Source organism: Agrobacterium sp. NPDC089420, assembly GCF_044900305.1.
Classification (GTDB): domain Bacteria; phylum Pseudomonadota; class Alphaproteobacteria; order Rhizobiales; family Rhizobiaceae; genus Agrobacterium.
In genome coordinates, this window is the sequence record NZ_JBJDMY010000006.1 from 205,061 (window position 1) to 229,068 (window position 24,008).

A 24,008-nucleotide genomic window follows, 5' to 3' on the forward strand; every position below is an offset into this window, starting at 1 on the left:
GACATCCGAATTTAGATCCCATGGCAGCGTTCATAGCAGATTGCCGGTTTTACGGCAACATGAATGCGCAGCATTGCCAGGGTGGGGCTTATGTGCGCCGCATCATGGCGGCCTATCCTTAAGACACCCCGTTTTGCCACGGCTCCTGAATGGCCATGGTGCGATGCAACTTGCGTATTTTGCGTCGCACATATAGATGGGTCCCCTTATCATTTGCATTTCGACGAGAAATCGAAGGGAGGGAAAGCATATGGTATCCGAAAAGGCCCTTATCTCGAAGATCACCTGGCGGCTGATGCCGTTTCTTGGCCTTCTCTACCTCATCGCCTATATCGACCGCCAGAATGTCAGCTATGCCAAGCTGCAGATGGTCGATGCGCTGAGTTTGAGCGAATATGCCTACGGTCTTGGCGCCTCGCTGTTCTTCATCGGTTACTTCATCTTCGAAGTGCCGAGTAACCTGTTCCTCAACCGTTTCGGCGCCAGCAAATGGTTCGCCCGCATTCTGGTTTCCTGGGGTGCCGTCACCATCGCGCTTGCCTATACGCAGAATGCGACGATGTTCTACATCCTGCGTTTCCTGCTCGGGCTCTGCGAAGCGGGTTTCTTCCCCGGCGTGCTGTTCCTGATGACGCTGTGGTTCCCGCGCGATTATCGCGGCCGCATGATCGGCCTCTTCATGATCTTCAGCGCGCTTGCCAATGCGATCGGCGCGCCGCTGGGCGGCATGCTGCTCGATCTGGATGGTTTCCTCGGTTATGCCGGTTGGGAATGGGTGTTCCTGGCCACGGGTATTCCTGCCGTCATCGCCGGTATCGTCACCTTCTTTTATCTGGATGATACGCCTGAAAAGGCGAAGTTCCTGACGCAGGACGAGAAGGACTGGTTGAAGAACCGTCTGGCCGAAGAAAACAAGGGCATGGAAGAGCATGCGGAGGATGGCTTCAAAGCCCTGATCAATCCGCGTGTCCTGTTCATGTCGTTGTGCTATGTCGGTTTTCCGCTCGCCGCCTATGGGCTCAGCTACTGGCTTCCGACGATCGTGAAGAGTTTCGGCGTTTCCAACACTGCCAACGGCTTCATCAACATCATCCCCTGGGTGATCGTGGCCATTGCCCTGTTCGTCGTGCCCTTGGCCGCCGACAAAGCAAAGAACAAGACGCCCTATATTGTCGGCCCCGCCTTCGTAGGCGCCTTCTGCCTGCTGATGTCGGCGCTGCTCAGCGATCCGGTCCTGCAGTTCGCCTTCCTGTGCGTTGCCGCAGCGGGCATCTTTGCCGGCCAGCCGGTGTTCTGGAGCCTGCCCGGCCGCTTCCTCAAGGGAGCGGGTGCGGCCGCAGGCATTGCCGCCATCAATTCCGTCGGCAATCTGGGCGGCTTCGTGGCGCAGAATGTGGTGCCGTGGATCAAGGATCAGACCGGCAGCACCATTGCGCCGATGTTCTTCCTGGCCTTCTGCCTGGCGCTTGCGGGCGTGCTGGTCATCATCGCCACCCGCAGGATGGGCAATCCGGCCGGGGCCGCCTGACCTTTACCAATCCGACAGCCGGTTCCGCCGGCTGTCGTCTTTTCCTATCCGCGTTTCGAGCGCATCGCCTTTTCGATCCGCCGCAGCAGCAGCGACAGACCAATGGTCAGGATCAGGTAGATATAAGCGACGATCGAATAGGTCTCGAAAAACCGGAAAGATCCCGCCGCATAGACTTTGCCCATCTGGGTGATGTCGGTGACGCCAAGCACCGAGACGAGCGAGCTGTCTTTCACCATGGCAACGAAATCGTTGGAAAGCGGCGGAAAGATCGTCCGGATCGCCTGTGGCAGGATGATGAGCCTGAAACGCCGGTAGCGGCTGAAACCCAGCGCCTTGGCCGCCTCGATCTGCCCTTCCGGCACGGCCTGTATGCCGGCGCGAAAGATTTCCGCGATGAAGGCGGCATAACCGATCGTCAGCGCGATGATCGCGCGCCATGTCAGCGATACGTCCCGAACCATCAGCGGTTCCAGCCAGCCATTGGCGGCAAGCGGCACAGTCAGCCAATTGTAGAGCGCCACCAGCGCCGGCGTGCCGACGAAGGCAATGTAAAACAGCAGAACGATGATCGGTATGCCGCGAACGACCTCGACATAAAATCGCGCCATCTGCCGCAGCACGATATTGTCGGCCATGCCGACCAGGGCAATGCCGAGGCCGAGCAGCGCCGCCAACGTAAAAGCGGTCAGGGTAACGGAAATGGTGATGCCGATGCCCTTGGCGACGGTGCTGAAAACCTGCGCGTAAATGCCGTTGACGGCGATCACCACGGCAAGGGTGATGCCGATCAGGACAATCGCCACCAGCCACCAAGGGAAGTCCTCATTCCCGCTGCCTGAGGCGGTGCGTCGCGGGCGATCGCCGTGCAGCGTCATTCGCCGAGCTTATAGTCGAGGAACCATTTCTTATCGAGGGCGGCAAAGGTTCCGTCTGCCTTCAGTGCCGCAATTGCGGCGTTGACCGGGGCGACGAGATCGGAGCCCTTCTTGAAGATGAAGCCGAAATCATCGCCGCCCAATGGCTCGCCGATCAGTTTCAGCGTGCCGTTCGAGGCATCGACATAACCCTTGCCGGCAACGCCGTCGGTCAGCACCAGATCGACATCGCCGGTCTTCAGCGCCTGAACGCTGGCGCCGAAGGTTTCCATCAGCCGCAGGCGTGGATTCTGTTCATTGCCATCAAGAACATCATAAACGGCAGTGTAGAAAGGTGTCGTGCCGGCCTGTGCGCCGACGAGGCCCTTCTCGAAGGCGGCGAAGCTCTTCGCATCGGTGAAGCGGGTCTCGTCGGCCCGCACCAGCATGAACATCTCCGAACGCATATAGGGGGCCGAGAAATCCACCTTCTCCTTGCGGTCGTCCTTGATGCTGATGCCGGTCATGCCGATGTCGTATTGGCCGGCCGACACCGCCTGAATCATCGCATCCCAGGAGATGTTCTGATATTCCAGCTTGAAATTCAGCCGTCGTGCGATTTCCTTCATCGCGTCATATTCCCAGCCGATGGCTTCGCCCGATTTCGGATCGATGAATTGCAGCGGCGGATAGGCGTTTTCCGTCACCACGACGACGGTGCGTCCCTTCAAATCCGGCAGATCGGCGGCGGTGGCGAAAATGGGCGCCATTGCCAGGGCGGCAAAGGCGGCGAGAAACAGACGTCTGGCGATCATGGAGGCCTCCGGAAACGATTTTCCTGAAAATGCACGCTTGCCGGGGTAAGGGCAAGTCATGCCGGCACAACAAAAAAGGCGGCCCGAAGACCGCCTTTCCCGTAAATCCGTTGAAACGGAAATCTTATTCCGCGGTGGCTTCCGCAGCCTTTGCTGCTTCTTCCGCTGCCTTGGCTTCTGCGGCTTCGGCTGCTGCCTTTTCGGCGGCGAGAGCCTGTGCTGCTGCTACCTTTTCGGCTTCCAGACGTGCCTTTTCGTCGGCAAGCGCCTGACGCTCGGACTCGTTCAGCTTGCGGGCGCGCGTACCGGTGTTTTCAACGATACGGGCAGCCTTGCCGCGACGGTCGCGCAGGTAGTAGAGCTTCGCGCGGCGAACCTTACCGCGGCGAACGACTTCAACGCCTTCGACCAGCGGGGAGTAGATCGGGAATACGCGCTCGACGCCTTCGCCGTAGGAGATCTTGCGAACGGTGAAGCTTTCGGAAAGACCGCCGCCCGAACGGGCGATGCAGACGCCTTCGTAAGCCTGAACGCGGGTACGGTTACCTTCCGTCACGCGAACGTTGACGCGCAGGGTGTCGCCCGGAGAAAACTCGGGCAGGGTGCGCTTTGCTTCGATCTTGGCGGCCTGTTCGGCTTCCAGCTGCTGAATGATATTGGTCATGTTAACCTCTGATTTCTTCTGAAACAGCCAGAGCGCTCAACGGTTCGCCTGTCGGTCAATGCCTTCAGACCATGCCTTGCGGCAGGAGCGGGTTCGCCATTCTTTGCTTTCGGTTGGGATATTTCCCATTTCCACGCGGGCACATACACGAAGATGCGCCGTTTGTCATCCCTTTCATGACAATATTTTATCAATTGTGCCTCGTGTTCCGGCGGTTGCGCAGTGGCTTGCCGGCGGATATGGCATCAGAACCTTGGGAGGGGCCATGTCCATATTCATCGTTCTCATGCTGTTTGTGACCGGTTTTCTATCGGGCGTCGTCAATGCGATTGCCGGTGGCGGCACCTTCCTGACCTTCGGGGCGATGACGCTGGCCGGCCTGCCGCCCATTGTCGCCAATGCCACGTCGGCTATCGTGCAGTTTCCGGGTTACATTACGTCGGTGATCGCCTATGGCCCGGAAATCCGCGCCCACTGGCGCGAGGCGATCCTGCTGTCGGCCGTGTCCGTCGTCGGCGGGGTGGCCGGGGCGCTGCTGCTGCTGTCGCTCGACAATCCATCCTTTCGTCAGCTGGTGCCATGGCTGCTTCTGGCTGCCACCACCGTTTTCGCCGCCGGCCCATGGCTGCGGCCGAAGGCGAGTGCGGAGCGCTCTCCCGGCAATCTGCCGAGCCTCGTCTTTCAGGGGCTCGCCTCCATCTATGGCGGTTTTTTCGGAGCGGGCATGGGCATCATGATGCTGGCCATCCTCGGGATGACCTCCGGCGGCAGCTATCATCATCTGAACGCGCTGAAGAACCTGTTGTCGGTGGTGATCGCCGTCATCGCAATCACGATCTTCGTCAGCGGCGGGGTCGTGTCCTGGTGGGCGGCGCTCATCATGTTTCCGGCGGCCGCGCTTGGCGGCTATGTGGGGGTGCATACGGCAAGGCGCGTGCCGCAATGGATCATCCGCTGGCTGGTGATTGCGGTCGGGCTGGTGCTGACGGCCTATTATTTCGTTTCGGCCTGAGCCTTTTCGAGGAGGTCCGGTCGCCTTTCCTGCGTCAGCTTCAGCGCCTGTTCGTGCCGCCACCTGTCGATGGCGGCATGGTTGCCTGAGGTGAGGACGGCGGGAATATCGCGGCCCTCCCATACCTGCGGGCGGGTATAATGCGGATGTTCCAGCAACCCGCCCTCGAAGCTCTCATGCACGCCGGAAAGATCGTTGCCCATGACGCCCGGCAGGATGCGGACGACGGCGTCCAGCAGCGTCAGCGCCGCCGGTTCACCGCCCGAGAGGATGTAATCGCCGATCGACACTTCCTCCAGCCCGCGCGCCTCGATGACCCTCTGGTCGACGCCTTCGAAACGGCCGCAGACGATGATCGCGCCATCACCCGCCGCGAGTTCACGCACACGGTTCTGCGACAGCGGCTTGCCGCGCGGGCTCATCAGCAGGCGCGGCCGTGTGTCGCCTTTCGAAACATGGTCGATGGCCGCGGCCAGAACGTCGGGTTTCAGCACCATGCCGGCGCCGCCGCCTGCCGGTGTGTCATCGACGCTTCTGTGCCTGTCGGCGGCGAATTCGCGGATCTGTACGGCCTCCAGCGACCATTGCTCCCGCTCCAGCGCCTTGCCGGCCAGCGAATATTGGAGATGCCCCGGAAACATTTCCGGGTAGAGCGTCAGCACGGTCGCCTTGAAGGTCATGGATTATTTCTTGCCGAACGGCGATATGCCGGTTTCGTCCTTGTCGTCGGGATTGTCGATCAGGCCGGCGGCCATCGGGTCGATGAGGATGCGCCCGGCTTCCAGATCGATCTCAAGCACGGCCGCCTCCGAAAAGGGGATGAGGGCGGGGCGACGGCCGGCGCCTTTCAGTTCCAGCAGATCGCCGGCGCCGAAATCATAGACGGCGCTGACGGCACCGTAGCTTTTGCCCTCGGCATCAACGGCTTCCAGCCCTTCCAGATCGGCATAATAAAACTCGTCATCGTCAAGCTCGTCATCCGGCAGATTGTCGCGTTCGATGAAGAGTTCCAGCCCGTTCAGGCTTTCGGCCGCGTTGCGGTCATTGATGCCCCGAAAACGGACGACAACGACATTCTTGCCTTCGCGCAATTCCAGAATTTCGAAGACCCGGCCATCGGCGGTGACAAGATTGCCATAATCGCCGAGCGCCAGGGGATCGCCCGTATAGGTGCTGACACGGACTTCGCCGCGCAGGCCCTGCGCGCCGCCGATCTTTGCCATGAGTACCGGGTTTTCCAGCTTTGCCATCGGGCCGTCCGTCTTCTGGTGTTGGTTGCGTCAGCTTTAAGGTTTGTTGACGCCAAAATAAACAAAAAACGGGCGGCATGGAAAACCATGCCACCCGTTCCTCAAAAGTTTCCGTGCAGATTATTCTGCAGCAGAGGCTTCCGCAGCAGCAGCGGCTGCATCTTCAGCCTTCTGCTTCTTTTCAGCGATACGCTCGAGAGCGCGCTTGCCCGGCTTTGCCTTTTCCGGGTTGCTGCGAGCGGCGCGCTCGGCAAGGCCGGCTTCGGCGAGGAAGCGCAGAACGCGGTCGGTCGGCTGTGCGCCCTTGGCGATCCATTCCTTGATGAGGTCAGCCTTCAGCTCAACGCGCTGCGGGTTGTCCTTGCCGAGCATCGGGTTCCAGGAACCGACCTTCTCGAGGAAACGGCCGTCGCGGGGCGAACGGGCGTCAGCAACGACGATCTGGTAATACGGGCGCTTCTTGGAACCACCGCGTGCGAGACGAATTTTAAGTGCCATGTCATTTACTCCTTAGGATGGCTTGTCCGCCGGTCAGGCGGTCTTTTCGGTGCCGCCATGTTCGGCGGCGATTGCTTCATGATGCCGGATGACTTCCTTGATGATGAAGTTCAAGAACTTCTCGGCGAAATCCGGGTCCAGATTGGCATCCTTCGCCAGGTGGCGAAGGCGTTCGATCTGGTATTCCTCGCGCGCCGGGTCGGCCGGCGGCAAATTGTACTTTGCCTTCAGCACGCCCACCGCCTTGGTACAGCGGAAACGTTCGGCAAGAATGTGAACCAGTGCGGCATCAATATTGTCGATCGACTGGCGGTATTCGGAAAGCTGGGCTTTCACCTCTGCATTGTTCACTGGCGTCCCCCTCACTTCTTTTTCGGAAAGCCGGGCAGGCCCGGCATGCTGCCGAGACCCGGCAGCTTGGCTCCACCGAGACCCGGCAAACCACCCGGCAGGCCACCAAGACCGGGCATCGCACCCGGCTTGCCGAGGCCGGCAGCTTCCGCCTGCTTCTGGAGCGCTTCAAGTTGCTTGGGATCGATATTCGACAGGTCAGGCATGCCGCCGCCAAGCCCGCCAAGGCCCATCTTGCCGGCAAGGCCGCCCATCATCTGCTTCATGATGCCGCCTTTGCCCTTGCCGCCCATGGCCTTCATCATGTCGGCCATACCGCGATGCATCTTCAGAAGCTTGTTGATTTCGGCGGCATCGGTGCCGGAACCGGCGGCAATGCGCTTCTTGCGGCTGTGCTTCAGAATATCCGGGTTGGCGCGCTCGGCCTTGGTCATCGACGAGATGATCGCGATCTGGCGGTCGAACATCTTGTCGTTCAGGCCGGCCGAAGCCATCTTGTCCTTCATGCCGGCCATGCCGGGCATCAGTCCCATGATACCGCCCATGCCGCCCATCTTCTTCATCTGGGCAAGCTGGTCGGAGAGATCGTTCAGGTCGAACTTGCCCTTGGCCATCTTCTCGGCCATGGCGCGGGCTTTTTCCGCATCGATGTTTTCGGCGGCCTTTTCAACCAGCGAGACAATGTCGCCCATGCCGAGAATACGGTCGGCGATACGGCGCGGATGGAACTCGTCGAGTTCGTTCATGCGCTCGCCGATACCGATCAGCTTGATCGGCTTGCCGGTGACGGCGCGCATGGAGAGAGCCGCACCGCCGCGTCCGTCGCCATCCATGCGGGTGAGCACGAGACCGGTAATGCCGACACGCTCATCGAAATTGCGCGCCAGATTGACGGCGTCCTGACCGGTCAGCGAATCCGCGACCAGCAGGATTTCATGCGGGTTGGACTTCTTCTTGATGTCGGCCATTTCCAGCATCAAGGGTTCGTCGATATGGGTGCGGCCGGCGGTATCGAGGATCACGACGTCATGGCCGCCGAGTTTCGCAGCCTGTACGGCGCGTGCGGCGATATCGGTGGGCGACTGGCTGGCGATGATCGGCAGCGTGTCGACGCCGGTCTGGACGCCCAGCTGGCGAAGCTGTTCCTGTGCGGCCGGGCGACGCGTGTCGAGAGATGCCATCAGCACCTTCTTCTTCTCGCGGTCGGTCAGGCGCTTGGCGATCTTGCCGGTGGTCGTGGTTTTACCAGAACCCTGTAGACCCACCATCATGATGACGACGGGGGCAGCCGCATGCAGGTCGATCGAGACGCCTTCGGTGCCGAGCATTTCGACAAGCTCGTCATGCACGATCTTGACGACCATCTGGCCGGGCTTGATGGACTTCAGGACGGCGGCACCAACGGCCTTTTCACGCACCCTGTCGGTGAAGGAACGCACGACTTCCAGTGCAACGTCCGCTTCCAGGAGCGCACGGCGAACCTCGCGGAGCGCGGCAGCAACATCGGCTTCCGTCAGCGCGCCACGGCCGGTCAGTCCATTCAGAATGGAACCAAGGCGGTCCTGGAGGTTTTCAAACATCGTTTCTTCCTTCTTCGTTCCGGGGTTTCCGAAACGTCGGTGCTTTTGCTGCCAAAAACAAGACGCAAAGCCAAAAAGCACCCGAGGGCGCATCGCGCTGTCGGGTGTTGACCTCCGGGATCTCTTTATACCTTTGCGGGTCCCGGTCGGCGGCTTGGAGTCATGAAACTGCCAGCTGATGGGCGGGATAAACAGGAAAGTGCGGGAAAAGTCAAGGCGATGCCGGTCTGCGGTCGACAAAGCCTGCATTTCATCTTTGCGTGATCGGCCGCGAGCCACCAATCTCGCTGCTTGAACGGCGCCATTCCGCTCCCTATACCTTTGTCATGAACCGTCGAAACTTCTTTCGTTTTTCCACGCTTGGTCTGTTCGCTCTGGCGGGCGGCGGCCTTTATGCCCGCCGCTCGAATGCCAGCGCCTATTATAGCGGCCCGATCTCCGATCATTTCGACGGGGTACGCTTCTTCAATCCCGGCGGCTCGCCGCCGGGCAATTTCATGGGTCTGCTGAAATGGCGCTTCAATGGCCAGCGCGCCACATGGCCGGAAAGCTACCCGAGTCCTTTTCCCTTCGCGAAACCCGAAGCCCGGATCGAGGGCAGGGACATGCGCGTCACCTTCGTCGGCCACGCCTCCTTCCTCATCCAGACGGCGGGCCTGAATATTCTCGTCGACCCGGTGTGGTCGCAACGTACCAGCCCGTTCAGCTTCGCCGGTCCCAAGCGGGTCAATCCGCCCGGCATCCGTTTTGAGGATCTGCCGCCCATCGATCTGGTTCTGGTGACGCATAATCATTACGACCATCTGGATATGGAAACGCTGAAGCGGCTGCATGTGGCGCACAAGCCGCTTTTCATCACGCCGCTTGGCAATGACGCCATCATCCGCACCGGTGTCGAGGCCGCGCGTATCACGGTGGGCGACTGGGGCGATGCGGTGGAGACAGGTCCGGTGAAAATTCACTTCGAGCCCTGCCACCACTGGTCAGCCCGCGGTCTCAACGACCGGCGCATGGCGCTCTGGGCCGCCTTCGTCATCGAAACGCCGGGCGGTAAAATCTACCATATCGGCGATACCGGATTCCATGAGGGCCTCAACTATCACGCCGCGCGCAAGAAACACGGCGAATTCCGCCTCGCCAACCTGCCTTTCGGCGCCTACGAACCGCGCTGGTTCATGAAGGGCCAGCACCAGAACCCGGCGGAGGCCGTGGAGGGCATGAAGCTTTGCGGTGCGGCGCATGTCTGCGGCCATCACTGGGGTACGGTACAGCTCACCGACGAGGCGGTGGATGCGCCGCTTGCGGCGCTTAAGGCCGCGCTGGCGGAGCAGGGGGTGGAGGAAAGCCGTTTCCGGCCGATGCGCCCCGGCGAGGTTTTCGACGTGCCTTCAGCCTAAGGCCGCCGCCGCGTTTGCGCCGCAACAGTCTGGTAATTTGCCGGCCTTTCCGCCATATAGGGCGAAAGTGCGGGAAAAATCCCGTATGCAATCCGGTTTCAGGCAGTTTTCAGGTTCAAGGCGATGGCGGACACGGTCGAATTTGCGAAGATGAACGGGCTTGGCAACAAGATTCTCGTTGTCGATATGCGCGGCCGTAAAGATATGGTCACGCCGGCGGCAGCAATCGCGCTCAATGCCGATCCCGCCACCCAGTTCGACCAGATCATGGCCATTCACGATCCGCGTGTTAGTGGCACGGATGCCTTTATAGACATCCTCAATTGCGACGGCACGAAGGCGCAGGCCTGCGGCAACGGCACGCGCTGCGTGGTGCAGGCGCTGTCTTCCGAGACGGGCAAGACCAGCTTCACCTTCCAGACGGTCGCCGGCATTCTGAATGCCGTCGAGCATGAAGACGGCATGATCTCCGTCGATATGGGCCTGCCGCGTTTTCGCTGGAGCGACATTCCGCTCTCCGAGGAATTCCACGATACCAGCCGCATCGAATTGCAGATCGGGCCGATCGACGCGCCGATCCTGCATTCGCCGGCCGTCATGTCCATGGGCAACCCGCATGCGATTTTCTGGGTGGACCGCGATCCGATGGCGTTCGATCTGGAACGGTTCGGGCCGCTTCTCGAAAACCACCCGATGTTCCCGGAGAAGGCCAATATCACGCTGGCACAGGTGATTTCCGACAGCGCGCTGCGCACCCGCACCTGGGAGCGCGGCGCAGGTTTGACGCTTGCCTGCGGTTCCGCCGCCTGCGCTTCAGCCGTTTCCGCCGCCCGCACGGGGCGTACAGGCCGGAAGGTCACGATCGATGTCGCCTCCAGCCCCATCCGCGTGCCGCTGACGATTGACTGGCGTGAGGACAATCATGTCATCATGACCGGCCCGGCCGAGTGGGAATGGTCCGGTTCCGTCGATCCCGTCACCGGCGCCTGGGTGCGGGATGCGGCGGCCGAACAGGGGGCCGTATGAGCGGCGTCGAGGTCATAACCTTCGGCTGCCGTCTCAACACCTATGAATCGGAAGTGATGCGGGCGGAGGCCGAAAAGGCGGGTCTCAACAATGCCGTGCTGGTCAATACCTGCGCCGTGACGGGCGAGGCGGTACGGCAGGCGCGCCAGGCCATCCGCCGCGCCCGGCGCGACAATCCGCATGCGCGCATCATCGTTACCGGCTGCGCCGCCCAGACAGAAAAGCAGACCTTTGCCGAAATGCCCGAGGTGGATGCGGTGCTGGGCAACGAGGAGAAGCTGAAAAGCGCCTCCTATCGCGCGCTGCCGGATTTCGGCGTTTCGGCGGAAGAAAAGCTGCGCGTCAACGATATCATGAGCATCAAGGCGACCGCGCCGCAGATGGTGAAACACATAGACGGGCATGTGCGCGCCTTCATTCAGGTGCAGAACGGCTGCGATCATCGCTGCACCTTCTGCATCATTCCCTATGGGCGCGGCAATTCGCGCTCCGTGCCGATGGGTGCCGTGGTGGATCAGGCGCGCAGGCTCGTCGAAAGCGGTTATCGCGAGATCGTGCTGACCGGCGTGGATGCCACGAGCTACGGCGCGGACTTACCCGGCGAACCTTCCCTCGGTTACCTCGCCAAGACATTGCTGAAGCAGGTGCCTGATATTCTGCGCCTGCGCCTCTCCTCGATCGACAGTATCGAGGCCGACCACCATTTGATGGATCTGATTGCCGATGAGCCGCGTTTCATGCCGCATCTGCATCTCTCCCTCCAGCATGGCGACGACATGATCCTGAAACGCATGAAACGCCGCCATTCACGGGCCGATGCCATTCGTTTCTGTCGTGAGGTTCGGTCGCTTCGGCCAGACATCGCCTTCGGCGCGGACATGATCGCCGGTTTTCCGACCGAGACGGAACAGATGTTCGAGAATGCCGCCACGCTTTCGGAAGAATGCGGCATTTCCAGCCTGCATGTCTTTCCCTACAGCCCCCGTGCCGGTACGCCGGCGGCCCGAATGCCACAGCTCGACCGGGCGCTGGTGAAGGAGCGTGCAGCGAGGCTCCGTGCCCGCGGCGAGGCGCTGAAGCTTGCGCATCTGCAAGGCATGGTCGGTTCGGTGCAGACGATCCTCGTGGAAAACAACGGTTTTGCCCATACGAACAATTTCACGCTGGTGGAGGCGCCTGATCTTCTCCCGCGCACTCTTGCGCAGGTTGCGATTACCGGCCACAACGGCAAACATCTGAACATGAAGCTTCTGGCGGCGGACGCGGCCTGAGGCGGCTCAAGAGAAGAGACACGGGAACAACCATGGCCCTCGGCTTCATCAAAAAAGTCTTTTCATTCGGCAAGGATAAGGCCGAAGTGGACGAGCGGCCGCCAGAGGAAGCTGCGCCTGAAGGCGGTAACGAAAACGCCTCCTTCGAAGCGGCGCTGAGCGAGGCCGAAACCCACCATCCTGTCGAAGAGGATCCCGTTTCCGAACTGGAGATGGAGACCGCCGGCGGTCCTGCTCCGGATGAGACGCTGGATGCGGCCCTTTACGAAGAAGAGGATGAAGAGGACGCGCCGCTTCTGCCCGGTGCTGAGCTTTCCGGCGATATGGGGCTGGTGCCGCTGTCGTTGTTGCAGGCGGAAGCCGCTGCCGAAGAGCAGGCCGAGCCTTTGCCGGAAGCTGTTGATGCCGTGCTCGATGCTGACGCCATGGATGCGCTGCTCGATGAGGCGGAGTCCGCAGATGCTGCCGAGGCCTCTGTCGTGCCGCAGGCTTTGCCAAAGGGCTTTTCATCGGCAAGCGAGCGTGAAGAGCCCGTTGCTGCGGCGCCGGAACCGAAACTCAGCTGGTTCCAGCGCCTGCGGGCCGGTCTTGCCCGCACCTCGTCGCAGCTGACCACGCAGATTTCGGCGTTGTTCACCAAACGCAAGCTGGACGAGGACACGCTCGACGAGCTGGAAGACCTTCTCATCCAGTCGGATCTCGGCGTCGAGACCGCCATGCGCATCACCGGCGCCCTGTCTTCCGAACGTTACGGCAAGGATGTGAGCGGCGAAGATGTCGCGCGCATCATGGCGGGCGAGATCACCAAGGTCCTGAAGCCCGTGGCCAAGCCGCTGGAACTCGATCTTTCGCACAAGCCGCATGTCATCCTCGTCGTCGGCGTGAACGGTACCGGCAAGACGACCACCATCGGCAAGCTTGCCGCCAAGCTCTCGGGCTCGGGCCTCAAGGTGATGCTGGCGGCGGGCGATACCTTCCGCGCCGCGGCGATCGAGCAGCTGAAGATCTGGGCGGATCGCACCGGTTCGCAATTCATCGGCACCAAACTCGGCGCGGATGCGGCCGGGCTTGCCTACGACGCCTATGAGCAGGCGCGGGCGCAGAAAAGCGATGTGCTCATCATCGATACGGCCGGCCGTCTGCAGAACAAGACGGAACTGATGGCGGAGCTGGAAAAGATCGTGCGCGTGCTTGGCAAGCTCGATCCGGATGCGCCGCACACCGTGTTGCAGACGCTAGATGCGACGACGGGACAGAACGCCATGAACCAGGTGGAAATATTCCGCAATGTCGCGGGCGTTTCGGGCCTGATTATGACAAAATTGGATGGCACGGCGCGGGGCGGTATCCTCGTCGCCATCGCTGCCAAGCACAAGCTGCCGGTCTATTTCATCGGTGTGGGTGAAGGTGTGGACGATCTGGAGCCCTTCGAGGCGGAAGATTTCGCCAAGGCGATTGCGGGAGTTTGAGTATGGATATTGAAAGCAATTCCAAGGAAAGCGAAAAGATGGTGGCGGAAATCAGCCCGCTCCTGAAATTCGTGCTCGAGCTTGGCCCGCTCATGGTGTTCTTCTTTGCCAATTCCCGCGGCGAATGGCTGGCCTCCACCTTCCCGGTGCTGACGGAATTCGGCGGGCCGATTTTCATCGCCACCGGCCTGTTCATGATCGCGACGGCTGTTGCACTCTCCGTTTCATGGGTGCTGACGCGCAAACTGCCGATCATGCCGCTGATTTCCGGCATCGTGGTGTTTGTGTTCGGTGCGCTGACGCTGTGGCTGCAGAACGACACCTTCATCAAGATGAAGCCGACCATCGTCAACACGCTGTTCGGTGTCATTCTGCTGGGCGGCCTGTTCTTCGGCCAGTCGCTGCTGGGTTATGTCTTCAATTCGGCCTTCAGGCTGACGGATGAGGGCTGGCGCAAGCTGACGCTGCGCTGGGGCGTATTCTTCCTTGTTCTCGCAGTGCTGAACGAGGTGGTGTGGCGCATGTTCTCCACCGATGCCTGGGTTGCCTTCAAGGTGTGGGGCACCATGCCGATCACCATCATCTTCACCATGGCGCAGATGCCGCTCGTGATGCGTCATTCGCTGGAACCGCTCAACAAGGACGAAAAATGACAGTTGCGGAGATGCCGGCTTCCCGTTCGCTCAAATGGTTCGGTGTGGCCGCCGGACTGCTTCTCCTACAGATCGTCATTCTTTATGCCATGGGCCGCATTCCGATCTGCGAATGCGGTTATGTGAAGCTGTTCGAGCCGGGCGTGAACACGCCGGGCAATTCCCAGCACCTCGCCGACTGGTATACGCCCTCGCATATCATTCACGGTTTCCTGTTCTATTGGTTCGCCTGGCTCCTGTTCCGCAACAAGCCGCTTTCCATGCGGCTTTCTCTCGCGGTTCTGGTGGAGGCGGCCTGGGAAATCCTCGAAAACTCGCCGATCATCATCGATCGCTACCGTACGGCGACCATGGCACTGGGTTATACCGGCGACAGCATATTGAACTCGGCGATGGACACGGTTTTCATGGTGCTGGGTTTCCTCTTCGCCGCCCGCGTGCCGGTGTGGCTGACCGTGGCGATCGCCATCTTTTTCGAGATATTCACCGGTTGGCTGATCCGCGATAATCTGACGCTGAACGTGATCATGCTGGTCTGGCCGGTGGACGCGATCAAGGAATGGCAGAACGCGCTCCCGCAAATGTGAACGGGTGCGCGGGCATTTCAGCCCGAAAGGCGAGGAAGCCGGGCAATATATGCAGGTTTTCTTAATGGCATTGCGGTAACGTCCGGCTTCAAAGGCTTGTCTCTCCCTCCGGCAGAACCCATTGCAAGATAACTTCGCCTATCTTCTCCCCTTCATCATGCTGACATTTGGTGTGGTGTTCCTGTTCCTGCAGAGGATCGGTCACGCTTCGGCACGCTACTGGGGTATCGGATATCTTTCGGCGGCTTTCGGTTTTGCAACGCCGCTCGTGCTCGGCGGCCTGCCTTTCGAAATCCAGGCGATCCTTTCGAACCTGCTGTTCTTCTCTGCCTTCTTCCTCTATGGCCACGCGCTGCTCACGCATTTCCAGCGGCCGCTTTATACCAAGGTTCGGCTGTCGGTCGTGCTCGTTGCGGTGGCGCTGGTCTCGTTCCATGTGGTCGTCACGCCGGATCTGAAGCGCGAACTCGTCATCGGTGATCTTGTCTGCGCCCTGTTGCTCGCTTTTCCGGTCTGGCTCGTGCGCAAGCGACCTATTGCGCTTGCCGACAGGCTGATGGTGGCGATCGCTTCGTTCGTGGTGCTGGAGACGCTGGTGCGTATCGTCATGCTGCTTGTGATGACGCCGAACGGCTCGATGATCGAGTTGAGCGAGTTCTTCCAGTCGGACTATGCCTTCTACATGCAGCTTGCGGCGAGCATATTCGGTTTCCTGCTCGCGCTGTCTGTGCTTGCGAGCCAGATTTCCGTCACCGTCGACCGGCATCTGCATGCGGCGGAACACGATCCGCTGACGGATGTGCTGAACCGCCGCGGCTTTGACCGGCGCGTTCCCGATTTCCGCACCGATACGCCGGACGGCTCGATCATTGCCTGCGATATAGACCATTTCAAACATATCAATGATGTGTATGGCCATGCCGCCGGGGATATCGTTCTTATCGGTCTAGCGGAGCTTCTCAGGCGAAATGCGCCGGAGGATGCGCCGGTGGCGCGTTTTGGCGGTGAGGAATTCGTGGTGTTCGTACCCGGCCAGACGGCTGCCGAAGCCGGTCAGCTCGCCAGCCGCATGCGTGTCGGCCTTTCATCGCTCGATTGGCGCAACCGGGGCGTCGGCAGCCAGATCACGGCGAGCTTCGGCGTTTCGGCTGTTGCGAGAGGAGATCATTCCGTTCACGACGCCATCAAGCGGGCGGATGACAGCCTTTATTCCGCAAAGCGCGGCGGTCGCGATCAGGTTGTGCTGGAAGGCATACGGTTGCCTGCCGAAGGCCCTTCACTCAGGGTCATTACCAAGGCGTGAGACCTTTAAGATACGGCGGTCATTTTCCGGCTGCGGCCGCAATGGCCGGCAGCAGGTCACGTTCAATACTGCGGGCGTCGAAGGGGCCGACCTTCTTATAAAGGATCGTGCCATCCGCGCCGACCAGATAACTTTCGGGAATGCCATAGACACCCCAGTCGATTGCCGCCTTGCCGTTCGGATCCACGCCTATCGCGGCAAAAGGATTGCCGAGTTCACCGAGGAAACGAAGCGCATTGTCCTGCCTGTCTTTGTAATTGATGCCGACGACGGTGATACGGTTGTCTTTGGCCAGTTCCTGAAGCAGCGGGTGTTCCTGCCGGCAGGGAATGCACCAGGAGGCGAAGACGTTGACCAGCGTCAGCTTGCCCTTGATCGCGGCATCGGTCAGTGCCGGCAGGTTCGAGCCCTCCAGCGGCGGCAGAGACAGGGAGGGTGCCTTCGTTCCGATCAGCGCTGATGGAATGGCGCTGATATCCAGCCCGTTGACATCCTGATCATAGAGCATCTTGCCGGCGATAAGGGCAAAGCCGCCGAAAAGCAAAAGCGGCAGCAACGCCAGCACATAACGGCTGCGGCCCGTCGTTTTGGTTTTGGTGTCGTGATCCTGGCCGGCCTGCGTCATTGCGCGTCACCGGCGGCGCCGGCTCTCGCTCTGCGGCGCACGCCGGAAGCCTCCAGTTCCCGCAGTTCCCGTTTGCGCGCCTGACCGTCCATGACGACCCAGGCGATGAGACAGAGGACGACAAGCCCGGTCGCCGCATAGGACATGCCGATATAAAAGGCGTGTGTCATCGCCTCAGCCCTCCCGGTTCGCCATGCGCGCGGCAAGCCGCCGTTGCGCGGCCACGCGTCGGCGCCAGATTTCGTTGCGCATGGCGGCAATGTGCAAGGTGAAGAACAGCAGCGTGAAACCGACAGCCATGGTCAGAAGCGGCCGGAGAAATTCCGCATCGATGGCGGAGCCGCCCATGCGGATGACGCTTGCCGGCTGGTGCAGCGTATTCCACCACTCGACCGAGAATTTGATGATGGGAATATTCACAAAACCGACGAGGATAAGCACGGCGCTGACGCGGGCGGCTCTGGAGGGATCGTCCATGGCGCGGTTAAGCGCAATCAATCCGAGATACATCAGGAAAAGCACGAAGACGGATGTCAGTCGCGCATCCCACACCCACCAGGTTCCCCACATGGGTTTGCCCCAAAGCGAGCCGGTGACGAGGGCAATCAGTGTGAAGGCCGCCCCGATGGGGGCTGCGGCCTTATGGCTGACATCCGCCAGCGGATGGCGCCAGACGAGGGTGCCGATGGCGGAGACCGCCATGACAGAATAACACATCATCGCCAGCCAGGCCGAGGGCACGTGCACATACATGATACGCACCGTATAACCCTGCTGGTAATCGCCTTCGGTGGTAAAGGACAGATAAAGACCGGCGGCCAGCACCAGCGCGGTGAGCACAGCGAGCCAGGGCAGAATGCGTGCCGCCAGCGCCAGAAACCGGGTGGGATTGGCGAGATCGCTGAATTTGGTGATGCTGAAGGTCTGCTCGTTCATGCCGTTTGTGTAACCCGAGAATGGCCGCCCCGCAATTGATCCCTGTCAACAGGGGATCGTCTGGCGCGGTTTCCTCAATCCATACCATTGCGCAGTGCCAAAGCGGCAAAGAAAGGGCCGGTCACGGCTGAAAATAATGTGATCGCGCACAGAATGAGGAAAGGCGGCATGAAGGGCGCCGGGTCCTGCACCGCCGCATAAGAGGCGCTGACACCGAAGATCAGGACCGGAATGGCAAGCGGCAGGACGAGGATGGAGACCAGAAGGCCGCCGCGCGGCAGGGCGACGGCGACCGCCGCACCCACTGCGCCGATGAAGGTGATGGCCGGTGAACCGACGAGCAGGGTGAGCATCACGGCGCCGATCGCCACCTCGTCCATATTCATGAACAGGCCGAGCAGCGGCGAGGCCAGCACCAGCGGCAGGCCGGTCGCCACCCAATGCGCCAGGCATTTGACAAGGACGGTCAGCACCAGCGGGGTTTCCTGCATCAGGATGAGATCGAGGGAGCCATCATCCCGCTCGGCCTGAAACAGCCTGTCGAGGCCGAGAAGGGCGGACAGGAGCGCGCCGATCCAGACGATGGCCGGGCCGATGCGGGCGAGCAGGTTGAGATCGGGGCCGACGCCGAAGGGGATGACGGCAACCACGGTCATGAAGAACAGCACGCCGATCAGCGCGCCGCCGCCGGCGCGGATGGAGAGTTTGATATCGCGGAGGAGGAGGGGGGTAAACCACGCCCGCAAACCCATCATGCCCAAGCCTCCACGCCCGCAAACCCCGTCATCCGCAATTCCCGGGCATTCTCCAATCCCAATGGCTGATGGGTCGCCGCCAGGACAATGCCGCCTTTCTCAAGATGGTTTTTCACGAGACCGGTAAACATCCCGTCCGCAGCCTTGTCGAGCGCCGCCGTCGGCTCATCGAGAATCCACACCGGCCGCCAGGCGATCAAAAGTTTCGCCATGGCAAAACGCCGCTGCTGACCCGCGGAGAGATAACCGAAGGGAAGGTGGGTAATGCCGGTGAGGCCGACAATTTCCGCGGCCTCGTCGATCGCGATGCCCGCGCCGCCGGGAAAATCGCCGAGGAAGTCTCTCCAGAAACTCAGATTTTCCGAGACGGTCAGTTCCGTTTTCATCGCATTGCGGTGGCCGAGATAATGACAGGCTTCCGACGGGCGCATCTCGGCTTCCATTCCTTCGCCGGCTATCTTTACCCGACCCTGTTCCGGGCGCAGCAGGCCGGCCACCGTGCGCAGAAGCGTGGATTTTCCCGAGCCGTTGCGGCCGGTCAGCACCAGAGCTTCGCCGTCACTTAACTTGAAGGAAATATTCATGAATATGAAATCTTCGCCGCGTCTCACGCCGAGATTTTCCGCCGTCAAATCCATGCTGCGGTTCCGATTACGATTTCATCGTCTCGATCATAAAAAAATCGATTAGCTTCGTTGAATGGTCTGGCACGTTTTAGAGAAATTATCTATATGGGTGTCAACACGCCAGCGGCCGGCGTGAACATCATCTTGCGCCGGACTTGACAATTGCGAGGAGCAATTTTCACGTGCGGACAGCGGAAATGGTCGTACCCGCATCCTGATGTGCATGAGTGCATAGGTGTCCGCACGCACGTGTTGGCTATCAGAGTAAGCGGGGTTTTTATCCATGCCCAAATCACTCGACAGTTTCCAATGTCGTTCCGTCCTTACCGTGGATGGTAAGGATTACGTCTATTTCAGCCTCCCCAAGGCTGAAGCCAACGGCCTGAAGGGCGTTTCCAGGCTGCCCTATTCCATGAAGGTTCTTCTGGAAAACCTGCTGCGTTTCGAGGACGGCCAGTCCGTCACCAAGGAACACATTCTGGCGGTTTCCGAATGGCTGAACAACAAGGGCCTGACCGAAACCGAAATCGCCTATCGCCCCGCCCGCGTTCTCATGCAGGACTTTACCGGCGTTCCCGCCGTGGTCGACCTTGCCGCCATGCGTGACGGCATCAAGGCTCTCGGCGGTGACCCGGAAAAGATCAACCCGCTGGTTCCCGTCGACCTCGTCATCGACCACTCGGTCATCGTCGACGAATTCGGCACGCCGAGCGCCTTTGCCCGCAATGTCGAACTGGAATACGAGCGCAATGGCGAGCGTTACCGCTTCCTGAAGTGGGGCCAGCAGGCGTTCAAGAATTTCCGCGTGGTTCCGCCCGGCACCGGCATCTGTCACCAGGTCAACCTCGAATATCTCGGCCAGACCGTCTGGACGAAGGAAGAGGATGGCGAGACGATCGCTTATCCGGATACCTGCGTCGGCACCGATTCGCACACAACCATGATCAATGGTCTCGGCGTTCTCGGCTGGGGCGTCGGCGGCATCGAGGCTGAAGCGGCCATGCTTGGCCAGCCGGTCTCCATGCTTCTGCCGGAAGTCATCGGCTTCAAGCTGACCGGCAAGGTGAAGGAGGGCGTGACCGCGACCGACCTCGTGCTGACCGTGGTTCAGATGCTGCGCAAAAAAGGTGTCGTCTCCAAATTTGTCGAATTCTTTGGCCCTGGCCTCGATTCGATGTCTCTCGCCGACCGTGCGACCATCGGCAATATGGGTCCGGAATATGGTGCGACCTGCGGTTTCTTCCCGGTTGACGGCGAGACCATCAATTACCTGACCATGTCCGGCCGCGCCAAGGATCGCATCGCGCTCGTCGAAGCCTATTCCAAGGCGCAGGACATGTGGCGCACCGGCGACGGTTCCGACCTCGTCTTCACGGATACGCTGGAACTCGACCTCGGCGACGTCGTGCCGTCCATGGCCGGCCCAAAGCGTCCGGAAGGCCGCCTGCCGCTCGAAACCATCGCGCCGAATTTCGCAACCGCGCTTGAAAACGACTACAAGAAGCCCGGCCAGCTTTCGAACCGCTATGCGGTCGAAGGCGAAGCTTTCGATCTCGGTCACGGCGACGTGGCGATTGCCGCCATCACCTCCTGCACCAACACTTCCAACCCCTCTGTTCTCATCGCGGCAGGTCTTCTTGCCCGTAACGCTGTTGCCAAGGGGCTGAAATCCAAACCGTGGGTGAAGACGTCGCTCGCGCCCGGATCGCAGGTCGTCGCGGAATATCTCGACAAGTCCGGCCTGCAGAAGGATCTCGATGCAATCGGCTTCAACCTTGTCGGCTTCGGCTGCACGACCTGCATCGGCAATTCCGGTCCGCTGCCGCCGGCGATCTCAAAGACGATCAACGACAAGGGCCTGATCACCGCCGGTGTTCTTTCCGGCAACCGCAACTTCGAAGGCCGTATCTCGCCGGATGTGCAGGCGAACTACCTGGCCTCGCCGCCGCTCGTCGTGGCCTATGCCCTTGCCGGTACGGTGCAGAAGGACCTGACGAAGGAGCCGATCGGCGACGATCAGAATGGCAACCCGGTTTATCTCAAGGATATCTGGCCCACCTCGAAGGAAATCCAGGAATTCATCCTGAAATACGTCACGCGCGAACTGTATGAAACGAAGTATGCCGACGTGTTCAAGGGTGACGCGAACTGGCAGGCCGTTCAGGTTCCGCCGGGCCAGACCTATGCCTGGGACGATCAGTCGACCTATGTTCAGAACCCGCCCTATTTTGTCGGCATGGGCAAGACCGGTTCCGGCTTGAAGAATATCAAGGGTGCGCGCGTCCTCGGTCTCTTCGGCGACAAGATCACCACCGACCATATTTCTCCGGCCGGTTCGATCAAGGCGGCTTCGCCGGCCGGCGCCTATCTGACGGAACATGGCGTTGCCGTTGCCGACTTCAACCAGTACGGCACACGTCGTGGCAACCATGAAGTGATGATGCGCGGCACCTTTGCCAATATTCGCATCCGCAACCACATGCTCGGCCCGAACGGCAAGGAGGGTGGCTACACCATCCACTATCCGTCCAAGGAAGAGATGTCGATCTATGACGCGGCCATGAAATACAAGGCGGAGGGCGTTCCGCTCGTCATCTTCGCCGGTGTCGAATATGGCAACGGTTCGTCCCGCGACTGGGCGGCGAAGGGCACCAACCTGCTCGGCGTGAAGGCCGTGATCGCGCAGTCCTTCGAACGTATTCACCGTTCGAACCTGGTCGGCATGGGCGTCGTTCCTTTCGTCTTCGAGGACGGCACGACCTGGGCGAGCCTCGATCTCAAGGGCGACGAAATCGTCGAGATCGACGGCCTCGAAGGCGAGATCAAGCCGCGTGAAAAGAAGATCGCCAAGATTACCTACAGCGACGGTTCGGTGAAGGAAGTTCCGCTTCTGTGCCGCATCGATACGCTGGACGAGGTGATCTACATGAACAATGGCGGCATTCTGCAGACCGTTCTTCGCGATCTGGCCGCTTGAAAAAAAACGAGAATACCAAAAGACGCCGGGAGAAATTCCGGCGTTTTTCCTGTATCAGGGCCTATAGTTTTGTGATTGCCGCTCACCCCTTCGTGACTTTCTATTGAAGGGCAATAGACGTTATTTTCCGATCTGCATCCAGCAGGATTGATCGCATCAATTCGTCTGGATCTCTTCCGGACAAAGGTTTTCGTAATGCCGTTGAAATTTCCCCTGTCGATATGTCTTCTCGGCACGTTTATCGTCACCTCCGCGCAGGCGCAGGAGGCGGTGAAAGGCGTCGTCGAATTGTTCACATCGCAGGGATGCGCATCCTGCCCGCCGGCCGATGAGGCTTTGCGCAAGATGATTCAGAAGGGCGATGTGGTCGGTCTTTCCTACCATGTCGACTACTGGAACTATCTTGGCTGGACGGATTCGCTGGCATCCAAGGAAAATACCGAACGGCAATATGGCTATATGCGGGCGCTTGGCCGCAACGGGGTGTATACGCCGCAGGCCATTCTGAATGGCCGCGACCATGTCAAGGGCGCGGATGTTCGCGGCATCTATGACCGGCTCGATGCCTTCAAGCGCGAGGGGCAGGGTCTGAATGTGCCGGTGTCGTCAAAATTTGCCGGTGACGAGGTCGAGATCGACATCGGTGCCGGTAGCGGCAAGGCCGATGTCGTCGTTGCCTATTTCACGCGCGAACAGACGGTGGATGTGCAGAAGGGCGAGAACCAGGGGAAAAAAATGTCCTACTGGCACAGCGTTTATGACGTGCAGACGGTCGGCATGTGGGACGGTTCGCCGATGACGGTGAAACTACCGGCCAGCGTGGTGGCAAAAGTGAAAAAGGGCGGCTGTGCCGTGCTGTTGCAGACCGCCAATGCCAGTGGCGATCCCACGGCAATCGTCGGCGCCAGTATTTTGTTGGGAAATGAAGCGCCATAATCGCCTGACGGGCGATTGAAGATCCGGTCCGGGCATTGGGGGCTGGGGGTAAAGGGTCAATGCACCGGACCGGGTCATCTTGGTGCCTAGGCATCAATTGACAATAGGACTATTCCACCCAATTCAGGCCATGGTTTGACCGAAATACGGCAGGCTCCCCTAAAATGGGTGCCTAAATGGTTACCAATTTTTACCTCTGCTTTTGTTGCGGGCAGTGTCTCCCTGGGATTTCGCGATCGGCATCGAATGTCATTTCCGCTCCTCTGTGCCGTCACCCAAAGGCTGTGCACAAGCTCCATGGGACATGCGAGCCAGTTCCGGCCATTGGTTCAAGGCTTGCAATTTCGCCTTCTCAGGCTCACATTGATGAGATGATTTGGGTGGAATCGGAGGTATTGGATGACCGATCAACCGGATGTGCAGCAGGTGCAGACCGCTTCACGCGACAGTTCCACCGTTATCGATCTCCGCGAATACAAGAAGAACAAGGACCCTTTGCCGGTCACCTTTCACCGCCGCGAGCTGGATGCGATCCTGCGCATTTACGGGCGAATGGTGGGAGAGGGGGAATGGCGCGACTACGCCATTGACCATCTGAAGGAAAAGGCGGTGTTTTCCGTCTTCAAGCGTTCAGGTGAAATGCCGCTTTTCAGGATCGAGAAAAACCCCAAGCTGGCGGCGAAGCAGGGCGCCTATTGCGTGGTCAACACGGATGGCCGCATTCTGAAGCGTGGCCATGAGCTGCCGCAGGTTCTCAAGGTCTTCGACAAGGTTCTGAAACTTATCGAGTGAGCCTTCACCGGCTTGTCTGCCGCCCGGGCAGGCCCATATGACCTCAGATTATCCGCATATAAAAAGGCGGCCAAAGGGCCGCCTTTTGCATGTCTGTCTT

25 protein-coding genes are annotated in these 24,008 nt (G+C 60.1%); 12 read left to right on the forward strand and 13 right to left on the reverse strand.

Translation table 11 applies throughout. The features are described from left to right. Nucleotides 1-250 precede the first annotated feature (250 nt). Entirely contained in the window at nt 251-1,528 is a 1,278-nt protein-coding gene (locus ACI2KA_RS11855; protein ID WP_404502193.1) for an MFS transporter, read from the forward strand. A gap of 44 nt (nt 1,529-1,572) precedes the next feature. Here ACI2KA_RS11855 and ACI2KA_RS11860 read toward each other — a convergent pair whose 3' ends face one another. From ACI2KA_RS11860 to rplS, 3 genes are all read right to left on the reverse strand, one after another. Beyond that, nucleotides 1,573-2,406 carry an amino acid ABC transporter permease gene (locus tag ACI2KA_RS11860; RefSeq protein ID WP_404502195.1) on the reverse strand — a complete coding sequence of 278 codons (834 nt, stop codon included), beginning with the start codon at nt 2,404-2,406 and terminating at the stop codon, nt 1,573-1,575. After that, a complete protein-coding gene (locus ACI2KA_RS11865) occupies nt 2,403-3,200 on the reverse strand; it encodes a transporter substrate-binding domain-containing protein (protein WP_404502197.1) in 798 nt (265 codons plus the stop codon). Before ACI2KA_RS11865 ends, ACI2KA_RS11860 begins: the two co-directional genes overlap by 4 nt. A gap of 124 nt (nt 3,201-3,324) precedes the next feature. After that, nucleotides 3,325-3,864 carry a 50S ribosomal protein L19 gene (rplS, locus tag ACI2KA_RS11870; RefSeq protein ID WP_059759847.1) on the reverse strand — a complete coding sequence of 180 codons (540 nt, stop codon included), beginning with the start codon at nt 3,862-3,864 and terminating at the stop codon, nt 3,325-3,327. Nucleotides 3,865-4,129: 265 nt separating this feature from the next. On the opposite strand from rplS, the gene ACI2KA_RS11875 reads away from it, so the two are divergent. Further along, entirely contained in the window at nt 4,130-4,876 is a 747-nt protein-coding gene (locus ACI2KA_RS11875; protein ID WP_404502200.1) for a sulfite exporter TauE/SafE family protein, read from the forward strand. Here ACI2KA_RS11875 and trmD read toward each other — a convergent pair. The 5 genes from trmD to ffh form a co-directional block, all read right to left on the reverse strand. After that, nucleotides 4,858-5,556 carry a tRNA (guanosine(37)-N1)-methyltransferase TrmD gene (trmD, locus tag ACI2KA_RS11880; RefSeq protein ID WP_404502202.1) on the reverse strand — a complete coding sequence of 233 codons (699 nt, stop codon included), beginning with the start codon at nt 5,554-5,556 and terminating at the stop codon, nt 4,858-4,860. The two genes, ACI2KA_RS11875 and trmD, sit on opposite strands and share 19 nt — an antisense overlap. Before the next feature lie 3 nt (nt 5,557-5,559). Then, nucleotides 5,560-6,126 (reverse strand): ribosome maturation factor RimM, encoded by a 567-nt coding sequence (gene rimM, locus ACI2KA_RS11885; protein WP_404502204.1) that lies wholly within the window; start codon nt 6,124-6,126, stop codon nt 5,560-5,562. Between the two features lie 120 nt (nt 6,127-6,246). After that, nucleotides 6,247-6,624, reverse strand: coding sequence for a 30S ribosomal protein S16 (gene rpsP / locus ACI2KA_RS11890; protein WP_003520510.1), 378 nt, complete (start codon nt 6,622-6,624; stop codon nt 6,247-6,249). Between the two features lie 33 nt (nt 6,625-6,657). After that, complete coding sequence (locus ACI2KA_RS11895; protein ID WP_003520511.1) at nt 6,658-6,975, reverse strand: chorismate mutase; 318 nt, start codon at nt 6,973-6,975, stop codon at nt 6,658-6,660. Between the two features lie 11 nt (nt 6,976-6,986). Next, entirely contained in the window at nt 6,987-8,555 is a 1,569-nt protein-coding gene (gene ffh, locus ACI2KA_RS11900; RefSeq protein ID WP_404502207.1) for a signal recognition particle protein, read from the reverse strand. Between the two features lie 326 nt (nt 8,556-8,881). Here ffh and ACI2KA_RS11905 point away from each other — a divergent pair, with 326 nt between their 5' ends. The 7 genes from ACI2KA_RS11905 to ACI2KA_RS11935 all read left to right on the forward strand — a co-directional run bounded on the left by ACI2KA_RS11905 (nt 8,882) and on the right by ACI2KA_RS11935 (nt 16,261). Beyond that, nucleotides 8,882-9,952 (forward strand): MBL fold metallo-hydrolase, encoded by a 1,071-nt coding sequence (locus tag ACI2KA_RS11905; protein WP_404502209.1) that lies wholly within the window; start codon nt 8,882-8,884, stop codon nt 9,950-9,952. A gap of 123 nt (nt 9,953-10,075) precedes the next feature. Continuing rightward, nucleotides 10,076-10,978, forward strand: a complete 903-nt coding sequence (dapF, locus tag ACI2KA_RS11910) for a diaminopimelate epimerase (RefSeq protein ID WP_404502211.1) — start codon at nt 10,076-10,078, stop codon at nt 10,976-10,978. After that, nucleotides 10,975-12,249, forward strand: coding sequence for a tRNA (N(6)-L-threonylcarbamoyladenosine(37)-C(2))-methylthiotransferase MtaB (mtaB, locus tag ACI2KA_RS11915; RefSeq protein ID WP_404502213.1), 1,275 nt, complete (start codon nt 10,975-10,977; stop codon nt 12,247-12,249). Before dapF ends, mtaB begins: the two co-directional genes overlap by 4 nt. 32 nt (nt 12,250-12,281) lie before the next feature. Then, nucleotides 12,282-13,718 carry a signal recognition particle-docking protein FtsY gene (ftsY, locus tag ACI2KA_RS11920; protein ID WP_404502215.1) on the forward strand — a complete coding sequence of 479 codons (1,437 nt, stop codon included), beginning with the start codon at nt 12,282-12,284 and terminating at the stop codon, nt 13,716-13,718. A gap of 2 nt (nt 13,719-13,720) precedes the next feature. Continuing rightward, entirely contained in the window at nt 13,721-14,371 is a 651-nt protein-coding gene (locus tag ACI2KA_RS11925) for a septation protein A (protein ID WP_404502217.1), read from the forward strand. Beyond that, nucleotides 14,368-14,958, forward strand: coding sequence for a DUF2585 domain-containing protein (locus tag ACI2KA_RS11930; protein ID WP_404502219.1), 591 nt, complete (start codon nt 14,368-14,370; stop codon nt 14,956-14,958). Before ACI2KA_RS11925 ends, ACI2KA_RS11930 begins: the two co-directional genes overlap by 4 nt. A gap of 121 nt (nt 14,959-15,079) precedes the next feature. Then, nucleotides 15,080-16,261, forward strand: a complete 1,182-nt coding sequence (locus ACI2KA_RS11935; protein ID WP_404502221.1) for a diguanylate cyclase — start codon at nt 15,080-15,082, stop codon at nt 16,259-16,261. Nucleotides 16,262-16,280: 19 nt separating this feature from the next. Here the strand turns inward: ACI2KA_RS11935 and ACI2KA_RS11940 are convergent, their stop codons facing one another. The 5 genes from ACI2KA_RS11940 to ccmA all read right to left on the reverse strand — a co-directional run bounded on the left by ACI2KA_RS11940 (nt 16,281) and on the right by ccmA (nt 19,215). Continuing rightward, nucleotides 16,281-16,886, reverse strand: a complete 606-nt coding sequence (locus ACI2KA_RS11940) for a DsbE family thiol:disulfide interchange protein (protein ID WP_404502223.1) — start codon at nt 16,884-16,886, stop codon at nt 16,281-16,283. Further along, entirely contained in the window at nt 16,883-17,056 is a 174-nt protein-coding gene (gene ccmD, locus ACI2KA_RS11945; protein WP_404502225.1) for a heme exporter protein CcmD, read from the reverse strand. Before ccmD ends, ACI2KA_RS11940 begins: the two co-directional genes overlap by 4 nt. A gap of 4 nt (nt 17,057-17,060) precedes the next feature. After that, nucleotides 17,061-17,822, reverse strand: coding sequence for a heme ABC transporter permease (locus tag ACI2KA_RS11950; protein WP_404502227.1), 762 nt, complete (start codon nt 17,820-17,822; stop codon nt 17,061-17,063). A gap of 74 nt (nt 17,823-17,896) precedes the next feature. Further along, nucleotides 17,897-18,574, reverse strand: coding sequence for a heme exporter protein CcmB (ccmB, locus tag ACI2KA_RS11955; protein WP_404502493.1), 678 nt, complete (start codon nt 18,572-18,574; stop codon nt 17,897-17,899). After that, a complete protein-coding gene (gene ccmA / locus ACI2KA_RS11960) occupies nt 18,574-19,215 on the reverse strand; it encodes a heme ABC exporter ATP-binding protein CcmA (protein ID WP_404502229.1) in 642 nt (213 codons plus the stop codon). Before ccmA ends, ccmB begins: the two co-directional genes overlap by 1 nt. Nucleotides 19,216-19,486: 271 nt before the next feature. Between ccmA and acnA the strand changes: the two genes are divergently transcribed. From acnA to ACI2KA_RS11975, 3 genes are all read left to right on the forward strand, one after another. Next, nucleotides 19,487-22,180, forward strand: a complete 2,694-nt coding sequence (gene acnA / locus ACI2KA_RS11965) for an aconitate hydratase AcnA (RefSeq protein WP_404502231.1) — start codon at nt 19,487-19,489, stop codon at nt 22,178-22,180. Between the two features lie 195 nt (nt 22,181-22,375). Further along, a complete protein-coding gene (locus tag ACI2KA_RS11970) occupies nt 22,376-23,116 on the forward strand; it encodes a DUF1223 domain-containing protein (protein WP_404502233.1) in 741 nt (246 codons plus the stop codon). Nucleotides 23,117-23,515: 399 nt separating this feature from the next. Next, complete coding sequence (locus ACI2KA_RS11975) at nt 23,516-23,908, forward strand: DUF2794 domain-containing protein (protein WP_404502235.1); 393 nt, start codon at nt 23,516-23,518, stop codon at nt 23,906-23,908. Nucleotides 23,909-24,008: the final 100 nt, after the last annotated feature.